Origin of the sequence: Crenothrix polyspora (genome assembly GCF_900163755.1) — a bacterium.
Classification (GTDB): Bacteria; Pseudomonadota; Gammaproteobacteria; order Methylococcales; family Methylomonadaceae; genus Crenothrix; species Crenothrix polyspora.
This window is the reverse complement of sequence record NZ_FUKI01000092.1, coordinates 37,010-54,494: the sequence shown is the minus strand read 5'-3', so window position 1 is coordinate 54,494 and position 17,485 is coordinate 37,010. Positions and strand designations below refer to the sequence as shown.

General features: G+C 47.0%; 16 protein-coding genes. 8 read left to right on the top strand and 8 right to left on the bottom strand.

Annotated elements, in window-relative coordinates; translation table 11 throughout:
• Nucleotides 1-65: 65 nt before the first annotated feature.
• From CRENPOLYSF2_RS05395 to CRENPOLYSF2_RS05375, 5 genes are all read right to left on the bottom strand, one after another.
• Nucleotides 66-371, bottom strand: coding sequence for a DUF3240 family protein (locus tag CRENPOLYSF2_RS05395; protein ID WP_087142923.1), 306 nt, complete (start codon nucleotides 369-371; stop codon nucleotides 66-68).
• Nucleotides 368-3,430 (bottom strand): efflux RND transporter permease subunit, encoded by a 3,063-nt coding sequence (locus CRENPOLYSF2_RS05390; protein ID WP_087142922.1) that lies wholly within the window; start codon nucleotides 3,428-3,430, stop codon nucleotides 368-370. The genes CRENPOLYSF2_RS05395 and CRENPOLYSF2_RS05390 overlap by 4 nt, the downstream gene beginning before the upstream one ends.
• Nucleotides 3,430-4,563 carry an efflux RND transporter periplasmic adaptor subunit gene (locus CRENPOLYSF2_RS05385; protein WP_245807908.1) on the bottom strand — a complete coding sequence of 378 codons (1,134 nt, stop codon included), beginning with the start codon at nucleotides 4,561-4,563 and terminating at the stop codon, nucleotides 3,430-3,432. Before CRENPOLYSF2_RS05385 ends, CRENPOLYSF2_RS05390 begins: the two co-directional genes overlap by 1 nt.
• Nucleotides 4,560-5,816 (bottom strand): TolC family protein, encoded by a 1,257-nt coding sequence (locus tag CRENPOLYSF2_RS05380; protein ID WP_087142921.1) that lies wholly within the window; start codon nucleotides 5,814-5,816, stop codon nucleotides 4,560-4,562. The genes CRENPOLYSF2_RS05385 and CRENPOLYSF2_RS05380 overlap by 4 nt, the downstream gene beginning before the upstream one ends.
• Before the next feature lie 130 nt (nucleotides 5,817-5,946).
• Nucleotides 5,947-6,360, bottom strand: coding sequence for a hypothetical protein (locus CRENPOLYSF2_RS05375; protein WP_087142920.1), 414 nt, complete (start codon nucleotides 6,358-6,360; stop codon nucleotides 5,947-5,949).
• 376 nt (nucleotides 6,361-6,736) lie between these two features.
• Here CRENPOLYSF2_RS05375 and CRENPOLYSF2_RS05365 point away from each other — a divergent pair, with 376 nt between their 5' ends.
• The 3 genes from CRENPOLYSF2_RS05365 to CRENPOLYSF2_RS05355 all read left to right on the top strand — a co-directional run bounded on the left by CRENPOLYSF2_RS05365 (nucleotide 6,737) and on the right by CRENPOLYSF2_RS05355 (nucleotide 9,779).
• Nucleotides 6,737-7,018: a DUF2442 domain-containing protein gene (locus tag CRENPOLYSF2_RS05365; protein ID WP_087142918.1), complete on the top strand. Its 282-nt coding sequence runs from the start codon at nucleotides 6,737-6,739 to the stop codon at nucleotides 7,016-7,018.
• A 124-nt stretch (nucleotides 7,019-7,142) separates the two neighbouring features.
• Nucleotides 7,143-7,670, top strand: a complete 528-nt coding sequence (locus tag CRENPOLYSF2_RS05360) for a transcriptional repressor (protein WP_087142917.1) — start codon at nucleotides 7,143-7,145, stop codon at nucleotides 7,668-7,670.
• Nucleotides 7,671-7,760: 90 nt separating this feature from the next.
• A complete protein-coding gene (locus CRENPOLYSF2_RS05355; RefSeq protein ID WP_087142916.1) occupies nucleotides 7,761-9,779 on the top strand; it encodes a TonB-dependent receptor in 2,019 nt (672 codons plus the stop codon).
• Nucleotides 9,780-9,785: 6 nt separating this feature from the next.
• On the opposite strand, the gene CRENPOLYSF2_RS05350 is transcribed toward CRENPOLYSF2_RS05355, so the two are convergent.
• Entirely contained in the window at nucleotides 9,786-10,073 is a 288-nt protein-coding gene (locus CRENPOLYSF2_RS05350; RefSeq protein WP_087142915.1) for a hypothetical protein, read from the bottom strand.
• 48 nt (nucleotides 10,074-10,121) lie between these two features.
• On the bottom strand, nucleotides 10,122-10,439 hold the full coding sequence (locus CRENPOLYSF2_RS05345; protein WP_087142914.1) for a DUF3301 domain-containing protein: 318 nt from the start codon (nucleotides 10,437-10,439) through the stop codon (nucleotides 10,122-10,124).
• 214 nt (nucleotides 10,440-10,653) lie between these two features.
• Between CRENPOLYSF2_RS05345 and CRENPOLYSF2_RS05340 the strand changes: the two genes are divergently transcribed.
• The 4 genes from CRENPOLYSF2_RS05340 (at nucleotide 10,654) to CRENPOLYSF2_RS05320 (ending at nucleotide 14,866) form a co-directional block, all read left to right on the top strand.
• Nucleotides 10,654-12,507, top strand: coding sequence for a transglycosylase SLT domain-containing protein (locus CRENPOLYSF2_RS05340; RefSeq protein ID WP_087142913.1), 1,854 nt, complete (start codon nucleotides 10,654-10,656; stop codon nucleotides 12,505-12,507).
• 193 nt (nucleotides 12,508-12,700) lie between these two features.
• Complete coding sequence (gene pyrF / locus CRENPOLYSF2_RS05335) at nucleotides 12,701-13,411, top strand: orotidine-5'-phosphate decarboxylase (RefSeq protein ID WP_087142912.1); 711 nt, start codon at nucleotides 12,701-12,703, stop codon at nucleotides 13,409-13,411.
• Between the two features lie 50 nt (nucleotides 13,412-13,461).
• Nucleotides 13,462-14,109, top strand: coding sequence for a VTT domain-containing protein (locus CRENPOLYSF2_RS05330; RefSeq protein ID WP_087142911.1), 648 nt, complete (start codon nucleotides 13,462-13,464; stop codon nucleotides 14,107-14,109).
• Nucleotides 14,110-14,440: 331 nt separating this feature from the next.
• Complete coding sequence (locus CRENPOLYSF2_RS05320; protein WP_087142909.1) at nucleotides 14,441-14,866, top strand: globin; 426 nt, start codon at nucleotides 14,441-14,443, stop codon at nucleotides 14,864-14,866.
• 201 nt (nucleotides 14,867-15,067) lie between these two features.
• On the opposite strand, the gene mtnA is transcribed toward CRENPOLYSF2_RS05320, so the two are convergent.
• On the bottom strand, nucleotides 15,068-16,108 hold the full coding sequence (gene mtnA / locus CRENPOLYSF2_RS05315) for an S-methyl-5-thioribose-1-phosphate isomerase (protein WP_087142908.1): 1,041 nt from the start codon (nucleotides 16,106-16,108) through the stop codon (nucleotides 15,068-15,070).
• Between the two features lie 59 nt (nucleotides 16,109-16,167).
• Here mtnA and CRENPOLYSF2_RS05310 point away from each other — a divergent pair, with 59 nt between their 5' ends.
• Complete coding sequence (locus tag CRENPOLYSF2_RS05310) at nucleotides 16,168-17,478, top strand: TRZ/ATZ family hydrolase (RefSeq protein ID WP_087142907.1); 1,311 nt, start codon at nucleotides 16,168-16,170, stop codon at nucleotides 17,476-17,478.
• Nucleotides 17,479-17,485: the final 7 nt, after the last annotated feature.

The window sequence follows — 17,485 nt, the reverse complement described above, 5'->3', positions numbered from 1 at the left end:
CAGTGGCTAACGCATAGATAATGCAATATAAGATATCTAAGCGACTCCATTTGGTTCAGCCCTGTTTAAATCACGCCATTTTCAAGCACCGGCAATACCCAATACTGAATTCCTGCGCCAGAAAATTCCTGTTTTAATTGTGCCAACAGCGTGGCTAACCCCTGTTCGGCGACATACATTTGGAAACGAATTTTCTTTTGTCGACCGCTCACCTGTTCGCTCAGCGATAAGCCTTTATTGTTATGATGATGGGCATTGACCGGAAAACTGCTGAAACCGTGTTCTGATTCCAACAGTAACAAACAATCCACGACTAACTCTTCCAAGCTCGGCGCTACGTTTAAAGTAACCAAATATTCTTGCGTTTTCATTGTGCAGTTTCCTTGGCAACACCAAATAATTTAAACAAAATAGGCAGTAAAAATAAGGTTAAAAAGGTAGATGATACCAAGCCGCCAATCACCACAATCGCTAAGGGTCGCTGGATTTCAGAACCTGGCCCTGTGGCAAATAATAACGGGATCAAGCCAAACGCGGCTATGCTGGCCGTCATCAGTACAGGCCGTAACCTACGCGACGAACCCAAGGTAACCACTTTCATCATCTCCATACCCGTAGCCTTAAGCTGGTTAAAATAACTCACCATCACCACGCCATTTAACACAGCAATCCCCAATAGCGCGATAAAACCGACGGACGCGGGGACTGATAAATATTCGCCCGACAACCACAGCGCAAACACCCCACCGACCATCGCCAGCGGAATATTGGACAACACCAGCACCGCTTGGCGCACCGAGCCAAAGGTGGTAAACAGCAGCAAAAAAATCAACCCCAACGAAATCGGCACAACTAATGATAGCGTAGCCGCAGCACGTTGCTGGTTTTCAAACTGGCCACCGAATTCCACCGTGTAACCGGGCGGCAATGTCACTTTCTCAGCCACCACTTTGCGGGCTTCATCAACAAAGCCCACTAAATCGCGGTTTTTGACATTGCTGGTAATCACCACAAAACGTTGGCCTTTCTCGCGCTCCACCGACACCACGCCTTCCACTTTTTCAATCTTGGCCACTGCCGTCACCGGCACATGGCCGCCGTTGGGCAAGGTGAGCTGCAAATTGTCAAAATTGGCAGTGTTGCTGCTGCCACGTAAAATAAGTGGCGTGCGCTTAATACCTTCTTGCACAATACCAACGTTTAAGCCTTCAATCTGGGCGCGTAGCAGAGTTTCTATGCTGTCGCTGTCTAAACCCAATCTTCCCGCTGCGGATTTATCGATGGTCAACTGCAAAAACTGCATGCCTTCGTTTTGTTTGGTTGATACATCCGACGCGCCAGTGATGGCTTTGATGACGCTGGTGATTTGCCCCGCTTTTTCGTTTAACACCGCCAAATCCGCACCGAACAATTTAATCGCCACGTCACCGCGTGTGCCGGTGAGCATTTCCGACACCCGCATTTCTATCGGCTGGGTGAATTTAAACGCGATGCCAGGGGTGTGTGCCATCACTTTGCGTATCTCCTCGGTTAAGGCTTCTTTGCTGTGCATACGCCATTGATCTTTGGGTTTTAAGATGAGAAAAGTATCAGTATCATTCAGGCTCATAGGATCAAGCCCCAACTCATCGGTACCGACACGGGCGACAATATCGGTGATTTCTGGAATGTGTTCACGCAGGTTTTTTTGCACCCTGCCATCCAGCGCCACCGATTGTTCCAGAGTAATTGATGGCAATTTTTCCAGTTGCACGATGATGTCGCCTTCGTCCATCGTCGGCATAAAGGTACTGCCGATTTTACTAAATACAAATATCGTCACCACCAATAACACACCGGCAAACACAAAAACTTTTTTGCTATTGCCCAAACACCAGACTAACGCGGGCTGGTACAGACGCTGTAGCTGGCGCGGCAACCACGGTTCTTCATGCGAGACATTTTTGAGCAAATACGAAGCAATCACCGGAATAACGGTAAGCGACAATACCAGCGAACCGCCCAGTGCAAACACGATGGTCAGTGCCACTGGGGTAAACAGTTTGCCTTCCAAACCTTGCAAGGTCAGCAGCGGCAAAAACACGATGATAATGATTAAAATACCGGCAGTAACGGAACCTGCCACTTCTGCGGTCGCACGGTAGATGACATGTAAGCGCGGCAAGCGTTTGGCTTTTTCGGTATGCGCTAGGTGGGTGATAAGATTTTCCACCACCACCACAGCACCATCCACCAACATGCCGATGGCAATCGCCAAGCCACCCAAGCTCATCAGGTTGGCGGACATGCCCATTGCGTTCATTAAAATAAAGGTGAACAAGGCGGCCAGCGGTAATGACAGTGCCACCACCACGGCGGCGCGTAAATCACCCAGAAACAAAATCAGTAACACGATTACCAACACGATGGCTTCCAGCAGCGCGTGCGTTACGGTGTCTACGGCTTTGTCTACCAGATTGCCACGGTTATAAAACACTTTGGTGGACACGCCTTTAGGAAAGCCCTTGCTGATTTCTGCTAATTTTTCTTCAATACCGACGATGGTTTGCCGTGCATTGGCACCGCGCAAACTCAGCACCAAGCCGGTTACCGCTTCACCTTCGCCATTTTTGCTGACCGCGCCGTAGCGGGTCAATGCGCCGATCTTAATTTCGGCGACATCGCTGACGGTGACCGGAATGCCGTTCTTGTTATCGACCACGATACGGGCAATATCGGCCAGGTTCTTGATGCGGCCTTCGGCACGGACGATCAACGCCTCTTCGCCGTCGGTCATCCGGCCTGCGCCGTCGTTGCGGTTATTGGTTTGCAGGGCGTGCATCAAAGTGTCAAGGCTAATGCCCCGTGCCGATAGCTTGATGCTGTCGGGAACGACCTCAAAGCTACGCACCAGGCCGCCCAGGGAATTGACATCCGCCACGCCTGCCACGGTACGCAGTGCAGGACGGATGACCCAATCCAGCAAGTCGCGGCGCTCCATTAAGCTTAAGCCGCCACCTTCCACGGAAAACATGAACATCTCGCCCAGTGGCGTGGTCATCGGCGCTATGCCGCCAGAGACACCGGCAGGCAGATCACCCCACAGCGTGTTCAAACGTTCGGCAATTTGCTGGCGTGCCCAGTAAATATCGGTACCTTCGGCAAAGTCTACGGTAATATCGGTCAGTGCGTATTTGGCCAGCGAGCGCAACATGGTTTGGTGCGGAATGCCCAGTAACTCCACTTCTATCGGCGCAGTAATGCGGGCTTCGACTTCTTCCGGTGTCATGCCCGGGGCTTTAACGATGATTTTCACCTGGGTAGGTGATACCTCTGGAAACGCATCAATCGGGATATGTTTAAAGGCATGATAACCACCGCCCGCCAATAGCAACACGAAAATCATCATCAACAGTCGCTGGCTGAGTGCAAAACGAATCAGACCCGCCATTATTCTTTACCTCCCAAGCCTAACCAGTTGGCTTTTAGGGCGACTGCACCTTGGGTGGCGATGTCTTCGTTGCCAGTGAAATCACCGGTTACCGTGGATTGACTGTCTTGCTTGCCGACGATGTCTATCGCGTTAACGCTAAAGCCTTTCGGTGTGCGGACAAACACAAATGATTTACCTTCATTTTGTGCGATGGCGGTATTGGGGATTTTAAAAAGGCTGCTGTCACTGTCCTGAATAATTTGGATATTAACGCGCTGCCCTGGCCTTATGCCGGTGTGATCCGCTTGAATTAAGGCTCTGGCAATGACGGTTTGGTTGTCAGGATTAACACTTTGCCCTAATAAGCTGATTTTGGCGTTGAGTGAGGTGTTTTCTATGACGACCTGATTACCGATGTTAATGTCGCTGAGGCGTTCTTGTGGAATGCTGATTTCCAACCATAACTCGCTCAAATCAGCAATGCGGTACAGCGGTGCCAACATATCCACGCGCGTGCCAGCCACCGCCATGCGTTCTATCACCGTGCCCGAAATAGGCGCGTGAACACGCAGCGCACTGTTTAGCTGGTGCGTGGCTTTCAGCTGATTAATGTCAATGGCCGTCATGCCTGCAATTTCTAACAGTTGCTGGGCTTCATTCACGTCCAGCACGGCGGCGTTGTACAAACTGAGGGTTTCTTGTTCGCGGCGACTGGCAATCACACCTTCTTTTAATAATTTTTTATCCCGTTCATGGGTCACGACCGCTAAATTGAGGGCACTCAGCGTTTTAAGATAGCGTCCTTGTAAGGCTAATAATTCAGGACTGTTAATCTGCGCCAATAACGCGCCTTTTTTAACGTTTTCGCCTACCGAGCTATGCAAGCGGCTAATTAATCCGGCTTGTGAAGCACTGACAATGTATTCATGCGCGGAAGGGATGACCACTGTAGCGGGTGCGGTTAATAGTGGCTGTTGGTTTACCGCTTCCAGCTTGCCCATTTGTATGCCCAGATTATTGATTTGTTCGGCATTGATATCTATCGTGTTGTTTTCAGCCATCGCTGTTGTGCTGAATGCTGCTAATAAGACGGTGAGCGCTAACATTTTACGTTGGGTCATTTGTGTGTTAAGAATATAAGTGGCTTTCATGGCATAACTCCTACGGCCTGGTTGTACAGGGCTTTGTCGCGCTCAATAATGATGGCACGTTCTTTGGCGCTCAAAATGGCTAACTGGGCTCTGGCTTGCACTTTCAGCAAATCCATCAAATCAATTTCACCGGCAGAAAAACTGAACTGCATCATCTTGAAATGATCTTCTGCCACTTCTTGTAATTGCTTGGCGATATCAAACTCAGCAGCATTCACTTTTAAATTATGTTCGGCTTCATGGTGCGCCTGTTCCAAATCGCGGAACAATTGCTCGCGTTCAGATATCAGCTTGGCCATTTCCACCTGCGCGGCGGCTATGTGTGGTGCGAGATGCGCTTCACCACCAAACGGTACATTTACGCCAATGTTAAAGCTTTCGGTTTCATTGGAGCGCGAATCATTGGAGCCGTGGTCGCTGTTAATGCCGATCGCGATATTAGATTGACCAGACCCTACCAGCTTGATGGCCTTGATTTCCGCCTGCTTGCGTTCAATCTGGCTGTTGATGGCGGCCAATACCGGATGGTTATGTTGAATTTCTTTTAAATCAACCAACTCTTCAGCGTATTTAGCCGGCAGTTTGGTGGATTGGGTGATGCTGGTATAGCGTTTACGGGCGTGCATTAACTCCGCTTCGGCCAGTGTTAAGGTGGATAGCTTTTGCAAACGCTCGGTTTCTGCCAATAACACATCGGCCAGTGGTAAATCGCCTAGCTCAACGCGGCGTTGCACCTTGTTATACAGTTGCTCGGTAATATCAAGATCAGCAACCGCTTGTTCGTGGCGTATTTTTTGTAAGGCAATATCCCACAAGGCGCTACGGACTAATCCGGCCACCCGCAATTTAACGGAAGCGGCCTGGGCTGCACCGCTGCTTTCGGCTTGCCTGGCAATAGCGCGTTCAGCACTGCGTTGGCCAGGATTCCATAACGGCACTTGTACGCCGGCATCGACATAATGTAACGTGCCGCTGGCGGCTTCTTGAAAGCGTAAGCTGGCTTGCGATGCGCCCGCCGTCCAGCTTTTACCGCGCTGTGCAATGGCATTGGCTTCATTTTCCAAAGATTTTAGCCAACTGCTGTCGGGAAATTTTTCCATCGCATCGCTGATCACTTTGGACAAGGTTAACTTGTCGTCCACTTCAATGGGATCTTCATGTTCGACGATGGGCGGTGGCGGTTTTGCCAGCGCCAACGAGCTTGCCAATAAAAATATCGGTAAACTTATTTTGAGTAAATGTAAAACTAGCATAGATGAACTCGGTGCGGGTTAGCGCGTATTAAGGTTCAGGTCGATGGGTATCAGTGATATAAAAGTAGCCGATACAGCACTTTGGGCATGATACCGAAAAACAGTGGCAACAGCATAAGCTGTGTCCAGATTAAGCGAGGGGGTGTTGGGGTGGTGCGCGTGCGGGGTGAGCAGAGATTAGTGTTTGTAGAGCAGGCGGTAGCGGCTGCGGGGAAAAATTGCTATCAAACTGCGACAGCGTGGTTTTAACAATGGCTGCTGTGGGGATAATATAAACAGGGCTGTCGTTGTCATCTAACGCAGTGCTGTGCTTGGCTTTAAGGCCGGTGTTGATGCCTATTAGCAAGCCTTCGGAATTGTGGGCGGATGCGCTTTGTAATAGCAACGGGGTATCGGAATTATGGGCGTGATCAAACGCCTCAAGTCCTGGGATATGAAGGCCAGTATTGAAAATCTGTTCGCCGGTATGCGCATGCACCAAAGGTGCAATGAGTTGCAATAAAACCAGGAAAAAGAGGATGACTGTGCGTAAGGGTAGAAACATGGGCTAATTATGCCATTAAAAGACTGCTAACGAGGAAAATTTATAGGCTTACAAAAATAATCGTACACTGAATACGACAGAACAAAATTGTAGGGGACGCACCAGCAAGCCGCCAATCAACGCGCAATGCGTATTGTAGCGGATTGCCTGGCGGCGAATCCACCCAACAAAATAAAGCTCATTAAATACTAGAATGCTAAAAATGAACCACTTTCCATCAACAAGCGTAAAATATGGGTTGATTTTATTTTTTGGAAAAATCATACCTAAGTTGTATGAATGCTTTGGGTTAATTATCCTGTTCTACGCAAATGAACATGAGCTTGTACATGTTGTATAAATCTGTAAAACCAGAACGTATCACGAGGAGATTAAAATGAGCCATGCAATAATCAATATTATTTCGGTAGAAAAAATGGAGGATTATCGTCTACACTTCACATTTAACGATAACAAACAACAAACAATCGATTTTAAAGCGTTTTTAACCAATACTCGACATCCTGATATTCGACGTTATCTCGATCCAGAAAAGTTTGCTGAATACCGCATTGAATATGGAGAATTGATTTGGGGAGATTATGAATTGTGTTTTCCTATTATCGATTTATACCGAAATCAATTGGATCATAATGTCACCCAAGAAGCTGCTGCCTGATTGGCGTGCTGACCCGATAAAGCTGTCGCCTTACACACTTGGCACAGCACTCATTACCGCCAACGATGCATCACCGTAAAACACACGGTGTTGGCCAAATTGTGCGCTTGCAGGATTATGCACTATGAACGAACATAACGCAGTTGTCCCAGAACCACTTGATTCAGCCCATGATGAACCTGCGGCGCACGACCATAACCAGTGTGTACAAGGTGCATTGACGCTGGCGGCGCAGTTATGCCAGCAACGCGGTGTACAGCTCACCGCCATTCGCCAGCAGATATTGAGACTGATTTGGGACAGCCACAAGGCCGTTAAAGCGTATGATCTGCTTGACCGCCTTAAGCCTTTGCAAGCTGCGGCCAAGCCAGTGACAATTTACAGGGCATTGGATTTTTTGACCGAACAAGGCTTGGTACACCGCGTAGAAAGCCTGAACGCTTTTATAGGCTGTAGTTGCCCCGATTTACAGCACGAACAATTATTGCTTATCTGCAAACAATGCAACGAAGTTGAAGAACGTGCCGCCAAGCAGGTGATGCAGGCTTTGGTACAGGAAATCAAATCGGCACAGTTTGCTGTCCACAGTAAAGCCATTGAGATTCATGGCATCTGCCAAAAATGCACACTATTAAATGCAGACAAGCCTTAAAATACACCGACAGCCGCTGGCTATAAGAAGTGATATGTTATAACATATCAATTGATCAATAAAGCCTTCCGATTTCTCGAATTTCAGATTATGAAAAAACACCTACTTGCCACATTTTTACTTTCTAACAGCGTTTTGATGACTCTCGTTAACGCTGATGACAATACGCCCCAAGAACTCGAAGAGGTCACCGTCACCAGCGATAGCTTAAAACAAGCCACCTCGCAATTCGCCAAGCCCGTAACGATTCTATCGGGCGAAAGCTTGCGTACTCAAGTTGGCCAAACGTTGGGCGATACCTTGCAAAATGAACCTGGCATCACCAGCCAGTCGTTTGGCGCGGGCGTGGGTACGCCGGTTATTCGTGGGCAAAGCGGTTCGCGAGTTAAGGTCATGCAAAATAGCTTGGGCAATAACGATGTATCATCATTAAGCCCTGACCATGCTACCGGTGTCGATCCCATTATTGCTGAACGCGTGGAAGTGTTGCGCGGGCCATCAACCTTGTTGTATGGCTCTGGTGCTATCGGCGGTATTGTCAACGTGATTGATAATCGTATTCCTGAGCAAGTCCCTGGCAAGTTAATAGGCGGTGCGGCGGAGCAGCGTTATGATTCCGCCACCAGCGAAACGTCCAGCGCCCTTAAATTGGAAGGTGGCAAGAGTGGCTATGCCTATCATGTCGATGGCTTTTACCGTGACCAAAACAATACCCACATTGGTGGCAGGGCGATTGATGAAGCTGCCGCGCGTTTAGCAGATCCTGGTTTTTTCAATACAGCCATCGTGGATAACCCTGACGGCGTAATAAACGGCTCACAGGCGCGTTCGCGCGGCGGTTCAATAGGTTTTTCTAAAGTCGGTGATTTAGGTTTGGTTGGCGCGGCCATCAACAGTTTAGAAAAGAAATACGGTATTCCGCCCGATGGCAAAAACAACGACCGCGTGACAGTTGATATGCGCCAAACCAAAATCGATTTTAAAGCTCAGCTGAATAAACCTTTCAGTTTTGCCGAACAATTACGCATGAAGTTTGGCTATACCGATTACCAACACGTTGAATTAGTGAATGATGCACCGGAAACCACTTTTTTAAACACCGCCTATGAAAATCGCTTGGAATTAGAGCATAAGCCAATAGGTATTGTTAAAGGTACGGTAGGATTTCAATCTACTAATAGCCAGTTTTCTGCCTTGGGTGATGAGGCGTTAGTGCCGCCTTCTGACATTGATACTTACAGTTTGTTTGCGGTTGAGTCCTTCGACATCGGTGCAGTCAGTTATGATTTTGGCTTGCGCGGTGAATGGCAGACGATTCGTCCGCAAGGCCAAGACAGTCTAACCTTCTTGCCGCTCAGTGGTTCAGCTTCGGCATTGTGGCAAATTAACGACCAGCATCAATTAACGTTGGCGTATACGCACAGTGAGCGTGCGCCGCAAATTCAGGAGTTGCTGTCCAAGGGGAGGCACGAGGCTACGCACAGCTACGAAATAGGCAATCGCTCACTCAGTAAAGAATTGTCTAACAATCTGGATTTAAGTTATCGTTTTAATGGTAGCTGGATGACGGCGGATATTAGCTTGTTCCATAATTGGGTGGGCGATTATATCTATCAGCAGCGCAGCGGTGCGGTTAAAGAAGGGTTACCGGTACTTAATGCTCAACAAGGGGCGGCCACCTTTAAAGGCTTTGAGGCACAGGCTATTTTTCCTCTTATGGAAAACAGCTACGGGGCGCTTGATCTTACCCTGTTTAGTGATTACACCCGTGGCACGTTTGATAACGGTGGCGATGTGCCGCGACTGCCACCGCTGCGTTATGGCTTTCAGTTGAGTTACGAAAAAGCGGATTTTTCTGGCAATTTGCGCTTTACCCGTGCCGAGGCGCAAAACAATCCTGGCCAACATGACACTAACACTTCTGGCTATTTATTGCTGAATCTGCAAACTCAATACCGTTTAGCCAGCTTTCATGACTCGGAGGTATTGCTGTTTGCCAAAGGTAAAAATTTGCTGGATGAAAATATCCGCAACTCGACATCGTATTTACGTAATTTTGCGCCGGAGCCTTCGCGCAGTGCGGAGTTGGGGATTCGTATCAATTATTAAGCCCGCCTAAAGTACCGATAAGGTCAACAGAAACACAAACGCGATAATCACGTACAGCGTAAACACACCTTTGCGGCTTAAGCCGTCTTTAAAGTGTTTATATTCGGCCAGCAGTTCAGCTTTAATATTGCCCGATTGCAAAATGCGCTTACATTGGCCACGAAACGTTAATAATTCTTCTTCGGCGGCTTCTGCCGAAATAATATCGATAACTTTTGAAAATAACCGACCACATTGTGTGCATTTAACGGTATCGTCAGTACGCACACAGCCACATGAGGGACATTTATTCATATCAGGTCTCTAAAATATTAAGTGTTAATATACAATCGGTGCAGAAGATTAATCGTTCCGCAAACGATACGGCTCCATCACGATAGATTTAACCTTGTTACCGAGCATAATAATTGTTCCGCTGTAGCGCTCGTAACCGGTAGATGAAAACTCAAAGGTAAATAAGCGTCGAATTTGCATTTTCCCTAGATTATCACGTTCAAATCCCAGCTTGCTTAAGGCAATGTAGGCATCTAACATCTGCACTTCCATTGCAAAGCAATAATCTTCAGTGGCACGTAAAGCAATTTCTTTTACTTTTTGCGCGGTAGTCCAATACAAAAAAGCGCACAGCAACAAGCTAATAAAGAGAATATCATCTATCATTGTTTAAAAAATAGTCAAAAAAGTGCTTAGAATCGAAGTTATTTGCCACATTTTACCCATAAATCGCGCAGGGCGTGATCAAATAAGTTCCTATAATTTTTTTTGTGTAGTGTAATGAGCAAAAAAATACGTTTATCATTGACGATGAATTTCTGTTTATCTACGGCCTATCAGCAGTTTCCTAAATAGCGTCACAATATCGAGAAGGTATACAATGCGGTCATTGGTTTTAATCTTAAATCTTGTGGTTAGTGCGTCTTTATTAAGTTATTCCGCCGATATGTTAGCGGCTTCAAAACATAAAAATAGTCATAAAGCACATAGTAAAGTAAGGCATCAGCGTGGACGCGGGAAAGTTGTTGTGCGTGATCCAGGCAATATTTGGGATCGTATTCGACATGGGATGAGAATTCCTAAACCGCTGCCGCCGCAATCATTTACCAGCGTATACCGTTCGCCAGCGCCCTCAGCAATCGATCGCCCCACATCCACACAGCTTGCGCCAGAACAGATCAGTGATGAGGCTAAAGATAATGCCGCTTTGGAAAGTAAGTATACGCGCCTGGGCGTTCATCATCAGTTATTAAGTCGTAATAGATTGGCAGAGCCGAGTATTGTGCGTGCGCCATTGCAAAATTATACCCGTTACGGTCGGCAACGACTGAACACCTCGCGTTCTGCGTTAGGGGATACTAACGCAGCTATTGCACAATCCCTACAAAATCGGCATGGTCACTTGCTGCAACCGAGCGCCAATTATTTAACCCCAGGCTCTAAGGCACGCACACGTATTCGTACTCAGTTAGCGCCGCCGAGTGAGTCTTCTCCAGGCCGTAATCCGGTGATCAGTTCCGAGGTGATTGGCCGTGGTGATGCGTCTGGCGGTGAGAGTTTGGGTCGTCAGCATGCTGAAATCAGTGTGCATGGTAATAAGCCATTAACAGCGCCGCCTAAAATAAATACTATGCCCGTGCCGTCTTCCACGCAAACAGTCCAAGACAGCGTGCAGCCAGCGACACCTTCATCGGGTATGTATGTACCCAAGCCTAGTGTGATTGACAGACAGCGTACCCGTGAGGAAGAATTGTGGCATCGGCAAGCAACGATTTATGGGCGTTTTAAGAAACAGGTGAATGGTTACGCGCAGCGCCCTGATTATCTCAGTCGTATTGCTGAGCGGTCGCGGCCTTATATTTACCATGTGGTTGAAGAACTAAGTCAGCACGATATGCCGTTAGATTTAGCATTGTTACCGGTGATTGAAAGTGCTTATCAAGCGACAGCTTTGTCACCGATGAGTGCTGCCGGTATCTGGCAATTTATTCCAGGTACTGGGCGTGATTTTAATTTGGTGCAAAATGCCAACTACGATAGTCGTTTGGATGTGACGGCTTCGACACGCGCGGCAGTGCGATTTTTGTCAGGATTACGTAATCATTTTGGCGATTGGTTATTGGCGCTGGCTGCGTATAACTGTGGACAAGGCACAGTCGATGCCGCTATTAATGCCAATAGAGCGGCGGGCTTGGGTACGGATTATTGGTCGCTTAATTTGCCAGCTGAAACTATGGACTACGTGCCACGTTTATTGGCAGTAGCGCATATTTTTGCCAATCCGCATGGTTTTGGCGTGAGTCTTAATCCGATCAGAAATGAGCCTTATTTTGTTAAGCTTAGGTTGGATAAGAAAGATGATATTGGTTTTTTAACGGGTAAAGATTTAACGACAGTGGCACAAATGGCTAGTCTCAGTTATGAGCATTTTTGTCGACTTAATCCTGGTTTTATTCAGCCCAAGTTAACTAAAGATGGGCCGTTTACTTTCTTATTACCAGGCGCTAATGCCAATCAATTACGTGACCAATTAAACAGTATCGCAAAATTTTTAGGAAAGCCTACGCCATTACCGAAAAATGCGCCGGTCAATATGGCAACCAGTAAACAAGCCGAGCAACTGACATTGCCATCGGCTATCAGTGAGCTTGTTCCGACTGAGCCTTTAAAACCTGCGGCGATTAGCAGTCCTTTTATATCGTTACACATTGACACCGGTAAAACAGCGCCTTAATACACGTTATAGTCTGACTAGGTTTTACTACCGCTTTGGTCTTTCGGTGATCATTGCTTATTTGCTATTTTGTTAGGCTTTACCTGTACTACTGTGCTCGGTAATACTGATAATTTACCAACGAAGTTAACCTCATCTGTTAAGCAACCATGTTAAAATCTTCGCATATTTAATTTGGAACTTGATAGATAACATGAAAAATATTCCACTGAACGAACGCATCATTTTTGCACTTGATGTTGCCCACCCTGACGAAGCAAAAAACTGGGTTAAAAAGCTCGACAGCGATATGAAGTTTTTTAAAGTAGGTCTGGAGCTGTTTTTAGCCGGTGGTTGGGATATGGTGGAGTACATCATTGATCGGGGCAATAAAGTGATGCTGGATCTTAAGTTTTTCGACATCCCAGAAACCGTGCATTTAGCCGTACAACAGCTGAAAGATAAGGGTGTATCGCTCACCACTGTTCACGGTAATGATGCCATTATCAGAGCGGCGGTAAAAGACAAAGGCGATTTAAATGTATTAGCTGTTAGCGTACTGACCAGTTTTGATGAATCCGATATGCGTCAAATGGGTATGACTGGATCAGTAGCGGATTTGGTATTGATTCGTGCCAAAAAAGCGCTGGAGTTAGGCTGTGATGGCGTAGTGTCATCGGCCTTGGAAGCGCACGCGATACGTAGCCAATCCAGCAGTGATTTTATCATTGTAACGCCAGGCATACGTCCTGCCTCCACCGCTGTGGGTGACGATGATCAACGCCGTATTGCTACTGCCAAGCAAGCCATTATTAACGGTGCAAACCATGTGGTTATTGGTAGGCCAATCAGAACATCAGCTGATCCTATTGCAACAATTAAACAGCTTCATGAGGAAATTGAACAAGGATTAGCGCAAATTTAGGTAGCCTGCCTTTATTCATTAGCCAATTTATTTTTCTGAGAGAACCCCATATGGATATGCTGCAATTTTTTTTAAGCTTGCTAAAAGACCCGCTCGGTACGTTGCAAGATTTATTAACGCACTACAATACCTTCACCTACGTAATTATAGCGTTGATTGTTTTTGTGGAAACCGGTTTGATTGTTATGCCGTTACTGCCCGGTGATTCGTTGTTATTTGCCGCAGGCTTACTGGCTTCAAGCACGGGTAAATTAAATATTGAATGGTTGATTCCGCTGTTGATTGCAGCGGCTTTGCTGGGTGACAATGTGAATTACTTTGTTGGTAAATATTTTAGTGGCCTTATTAAGTCGCGTGAGAAAACCTTGTTTTTTAAACGTGAATACATTACCCAAACCGAAGCATTTTACGATAAACACGGCGGAAAATCGGTCATTTTAGCGCGCTTTGTGCCTATTATTCGCACGATTGCGCCGTTTGTAGCCGGTGCCGGCAGTATGAAATATTCAAAATATATTCTATTTTGCGTTATTGGTGCGGTATTGTGGGTAACCAGCTTAACCTTAGCCGGTTACTTTTTAGGCGCTAATGAATGGGTAAAGCACAATTTTGAGAAAGTGGTACTGAGTATTGTCTTGTTGTCTGTGTTGCCTATTGTTTGGCATTCAGTAAAAGCTAGATTTTTTAAAGCCGCCTAGTAAAGTAAATGTGGTAAGGTTAAGCGAGTAGGGTGGTTTGCTGACGTGAAACTACCCTACGATTCATACGTCGTAATAAGGCTATAGCAATATTTGACACCAAGGCTGTCGATTTTATAATCGCTGGCGCTAAACCAAGCAGTGACATGGCCGCAAGATAACCAGTAGCCCCATCATGACCTACTGCGGAATGCAGTAAAGCCGCTAGTGCAATAAGCGTTATTAGTAATATACTAGCCGTATAAAAGTTCATTGTTATGTACTATACAAGTCGCCGATTTTTAAATGGTTGATCGGCCTAAATCCAACAACTGCCACAGACACTTTTCACATGAACACTAGCGTAAATTATTTATCCGCTGAAGAATTGGAAGTTGTTAAGGACAGCCTGAAACGCTGCCTTGCCAACGCCGAATTTCTTGATCGGTTTTACAAAAACTTTATGGCGATGTCGACACAAATTGCCGAGCAGTTTAAAGACACCAATTTTGCTTATCAACAAATTATGCTTAAATCGTCTTTGCACATTATGGTAATTATGGCAGCTGGCGGCATGCAAAATTCGGCTGCGATGGATAAACTTTCAACCATACATAATCGCGATCATCGCAATATTAAACCTGAATGGTACTTCGACTGGCTTGATGCGTTAATTAAAACCGTCAAGGAAATTGACCCCTCATATAATGTCAAGCTTGAGCAACTTTGGCGCACTGCTATGCAGCCTGGTATTAACTATATGCAATCTAAATACTAAGATCTAGTTATAAAATAATTTATCTTTAGCATGTAGGGTGGTTTTGCGTAACAAGCCCAAGCCACCCTGCTGAATACACCACCAAAGCCAAACAAAACAAGGCTGTTTGCAAAATCTCTAAAACATTCAACATTGGCCATGCTGGTTGTGCTAGTTTGCTGACGCGAAACCATCCTACGATTTATAGGTCTTACGAGCTTTTCAAATTAGCCATGCCAATGGAATGCCGTGTTCAGCAGGATTAAGCATCACACCGCGTTCCGTCACAATCGCATCAATCAACCCCGCTGGTGTCACATCAAACACCGGATTCCAGCCACTAACCAATGAATCTTCCACCACATAGCAAGGTGGCAACAATTCATTCGGGTTGCGTTGCTCAATGTGTATGTCTTTGCCGCTGGCAATACTGCCGTCCAATGTTGTTGTGGGTGCAACCACCATCACCTTAACGCCGTGCTGCTTGGCCAACACCGCTAACGAATACGTGCCAATCTTATTAGCCGTGTCGCCATTTTTGGCAATGCGATCCGCACCGACAATCACCCAGTCAATCGCCCCGGATTGCATCAACCAAGCTGCCGCAGAATCTGCTATTAAGGTAACCGGAATGCCGTCTTGCGATAATTCCCATACCGTTAAGCGGGCACCTTGTAACCACGGGCGGGTTTCGCCCGCGTAAATAGTTACCGCTTGCCGTTGATAAACACTACGAATCACCCCCAGCGCCGTACCATAACCCCCTGTCGCTAAAGAACCGGTATTGCAGTGCGTCAAGATGCCTTTAGCACCCGCCAATAAATCAGCCCCCAATTCGCCCATCGTGTGGTTATCGTTAATATCATCGGCGTGGATTTTTACGGCACAAGCAGCCAGTGCGGCAACGGGATCGGCCTGTGGCCTATCCAGCACCGAACGCATTTTATCCAGCGCCCAAAATAAATTCACTGCGGTCGGGCGAGAGTTTGCCAGTAGCTCAATATCAGTAGCAATGGCTTGTTGCCAATGCCCTGGATTGCTGGAAAAATGCTGTAAAGCCGATAACACAACGCCATACGCTGCGGCAATGCCAATCGCTGGCGCACCACGTACCCGCATACTGGTAATGGCTTCGGCGACACCGGCCGCATCGGTGTATTCGTCGTAGCGTAAAGTATCGGGTAATTGGCGCTGGTCGAGTACCCGTAAGCTCGTGCCTGTCCAGTGCAATGCCTGAACGGTTAATGTGTGTGCTGTTGTCATTTGTTATCACAAGCCAGTGTAAAAAGTTATAATCAGGCGACCCACAAAAGGATGCACCCATGATAGTTGATACGCTTATTCACGCTCGGTGGATTATACCGATTGAACCCGCCAACGTAACCTACGATCACCACAGTTTGGTGATTAACGAAGGCCGAATTATTGATCTTTTGCCTAGCCCCGAAGCCAAACAAAAATACCAAGGCATCAGCACCGAATATTTAAACCAACATGCACTGCTGCCAGGCTTTGTTAATTGCCATACCCACGCAGCGATGAGTTTAATGCGTGGCATTGCCGATGATTTGCCGTTGATGGACTGGCTGCAAAACCATATCTGGCCGTTAGAACAGCAATGGATGAACGAAGAATTTGTGAAAGACGGCACCGATTTGGCCATTGCTGAAATGATTTCAAGCGGTACAACCTGCTTTAATGACATGTACTTTTTTCCAGAGATTACTGCACAGCAAGCCATTCAAATCGGCATGCGTGCTAATTTAGGTATGGTGGTGATTGATTTCCCGACCGTGTACGCGCAAAACAGCGAGGAATACATTACAAAAGGCTTAGCGTTACGTGAGCAAGTGCAGGATGAGCCGTTGATTAGCGTGGCGTTTGCGCCGCATGCGCCGTATACCGTATCTGATGCGCCGTTGCAAAAAATCAAGTTGCACGCTGATGAGTTAGGCTTGTCGGTTAATATGCACGTTCATGAAACCCTGCATGAAGTGGAGCAAGCCCAGGCCGATACCGGCAAACGCCCGTTGCAACGCTTACAAGAATTGGGTTTGCTCAATGCGGCGTTTGTCGCTGTTCACATGACGCAACTTACAGATGCAGAGATTGAGATGATGGCCACCGCCAACGCGCATATCGTGCATTGTCCGGAATCCAATTTAAAACTGGCCAGTGGTTTTTGTCCAGTGGCGCGGTGTTTACAGGCAGGGATTAATGTCGCTTTAGGCACAGATGGCGCGGCCAGCAATAATGATCTGGATATGCTGGGCGAAATGCGCACCGCTGCCTTATTGGCCAAGGCGGTGGCTAATGATGCCCGTGCCGTACCCGCAATGACTGCCTTGCAGATGGCGACGCTTAATGGTGCGAAAGCCTTGGGTTTAGATAAAGACATTGGCTCGCTGCTTATTGGCAAAGCCGGTGATGTGATTGCCATTGATCTGGATTGTCTGTCTACCCAGCCGTTGTACGATGCCATCTCGCAAATTGTTTATGCGGCAAGCCGCCAACAGGTGACGGATGTGTGGGTAAACGGTAAGCGTGTCTTGAAAAAACGCCAGTTGACCACCATTGATGTAATAGCGTTAAAAACTAAAGTTGCGCAGTGGCAAGCGCGAATGGTGCGATAAATTATTT

What these genes read in the sequence shown, in the direction of transcription:
- mtnA (WP_087142908.1), bottom strand. Translation starts at nt 16,108, where the DNA reads ATGACAACAGCACACACATTAACCGTTCAGGCATTGCACTGGACAGGC.
- CRENPOLYSF2_RS05360 (WP_087142917.1), top strand. Translation starts at nt 7,143, where the DNA reads ATGAACGAACATAACGCAGTTGTCCCAGAACCACTTGATTCAGCCCAT.
- CRENPOLYSF2_RS05350 (WP_087142915.1), bottom strand. Translation starts at nt 10,073, where the DNA reads ATGAATAAATGTCCCTCATGTGGCTGTGTGCGTACTGACGATACCGTT.
- CRENPOLYSF2_RS05330 (WP_087142911.1), top strand. Translation starts at nt 13,462, where the DNA reads ATGGATATGCTGCAATTTTTTTTAAGCTTGCTAAAAGACCCGCTCGGT.
- CRENPOLYSF2_RS05340 (WP_087142913.1), top strand. Translation starts at nt 10,654, where the DNA reads ATGCGGTCATTGGTTTTAATCTTAAATCTTGTGGTTAGTGCGTCTTTA.
- CRENPOLYSF2_RS05355 (WP_087142916.1), top strand. Translation starts at nt 7,761, where the DNA reads ATGAAAAAACACCTACTTGCCACATTTTTACTTTCTAACAGCGTTTTG.
- CRENPOLYSF2_RS05385 (WP_245807908.1), bottom strand. Translation starts at nt 4,563, where the DNA reads ATGAAAGCCACTTATATTCTTAACACACAAATGACCCAACGTAAAATG.
- CRENPOLYSF2_RS05345 (WP_087142914.1), bottom strand. Translation starts at nt 10,439, where the DNA reads ATGATAGATGATATTCTCTTTATTAGCTTGTTGCTGTGCGCTTTTTTG.
- CRENPOLYSF2_RS05375 (WP_087142920.1), bottom strand. Translation starts at nt 6,360, where the DNA reads ATGTTTCTACCCTTACGCACAGTCATCCTCTTTTTCCTGGTTTTATTG.
- CRENPOLYSF2_RS05320 (WP_087142909.1), top strand. Translation starts at nt 14,441, where the DNA reads ATGAACACTAGCGTAAATTATTTATCCGCTGAAGAATTGGAAGTTGTT.
- CRENPOLYSF2_RS05395 (WP_087142923.1), bottom strand. Translation starts at nt 371, where the DNA reads ATGAAAACGCAAGAATATTTGGTTACTTTAAACGTAGCGCCGAGCTTG.
- pyrF (WP_087142912.1), top strand. Translation starts at nt 12,701, where the DNA reads ATGAAAAATATTCCACTGAACGAACGCATCATTTTTGCACTTGATGTT.
- CRENPOLYSF2_RS05310 (WP_087142907.1), top strand. Translation starts at nt 16,168, where the DNA reads ATGATAGTTGATACGCTTATTCACGCTCGGTGGATTATACCGATTGAA.
- CRENPOLYSF2_RS05380 (WP_087142921.1), bottom strand. Translation starts at nt 5,816, where the DNA reads ATGCTAGTTTTACATTTACTCAAAATAAGTTTACCGATATTTTTATTG.
- CRENPOLYSF2_RS05390 (WP_087142922.1), bottom strand. Translation starts at nt 3,430, where the DNA reads ATGGCGGGTCTGATTCGTTTTGCACTCAGCCAGCGACTGTTGATGATG.
- CRENPOLYSF2_RS05365 (WP_087142918.1), top strand. Translation starts at nt 6,737, where the DNA reads ATGAGCCATGCAATAATCAATATTATTTCGGTAGAAAAAATGGAGGAT.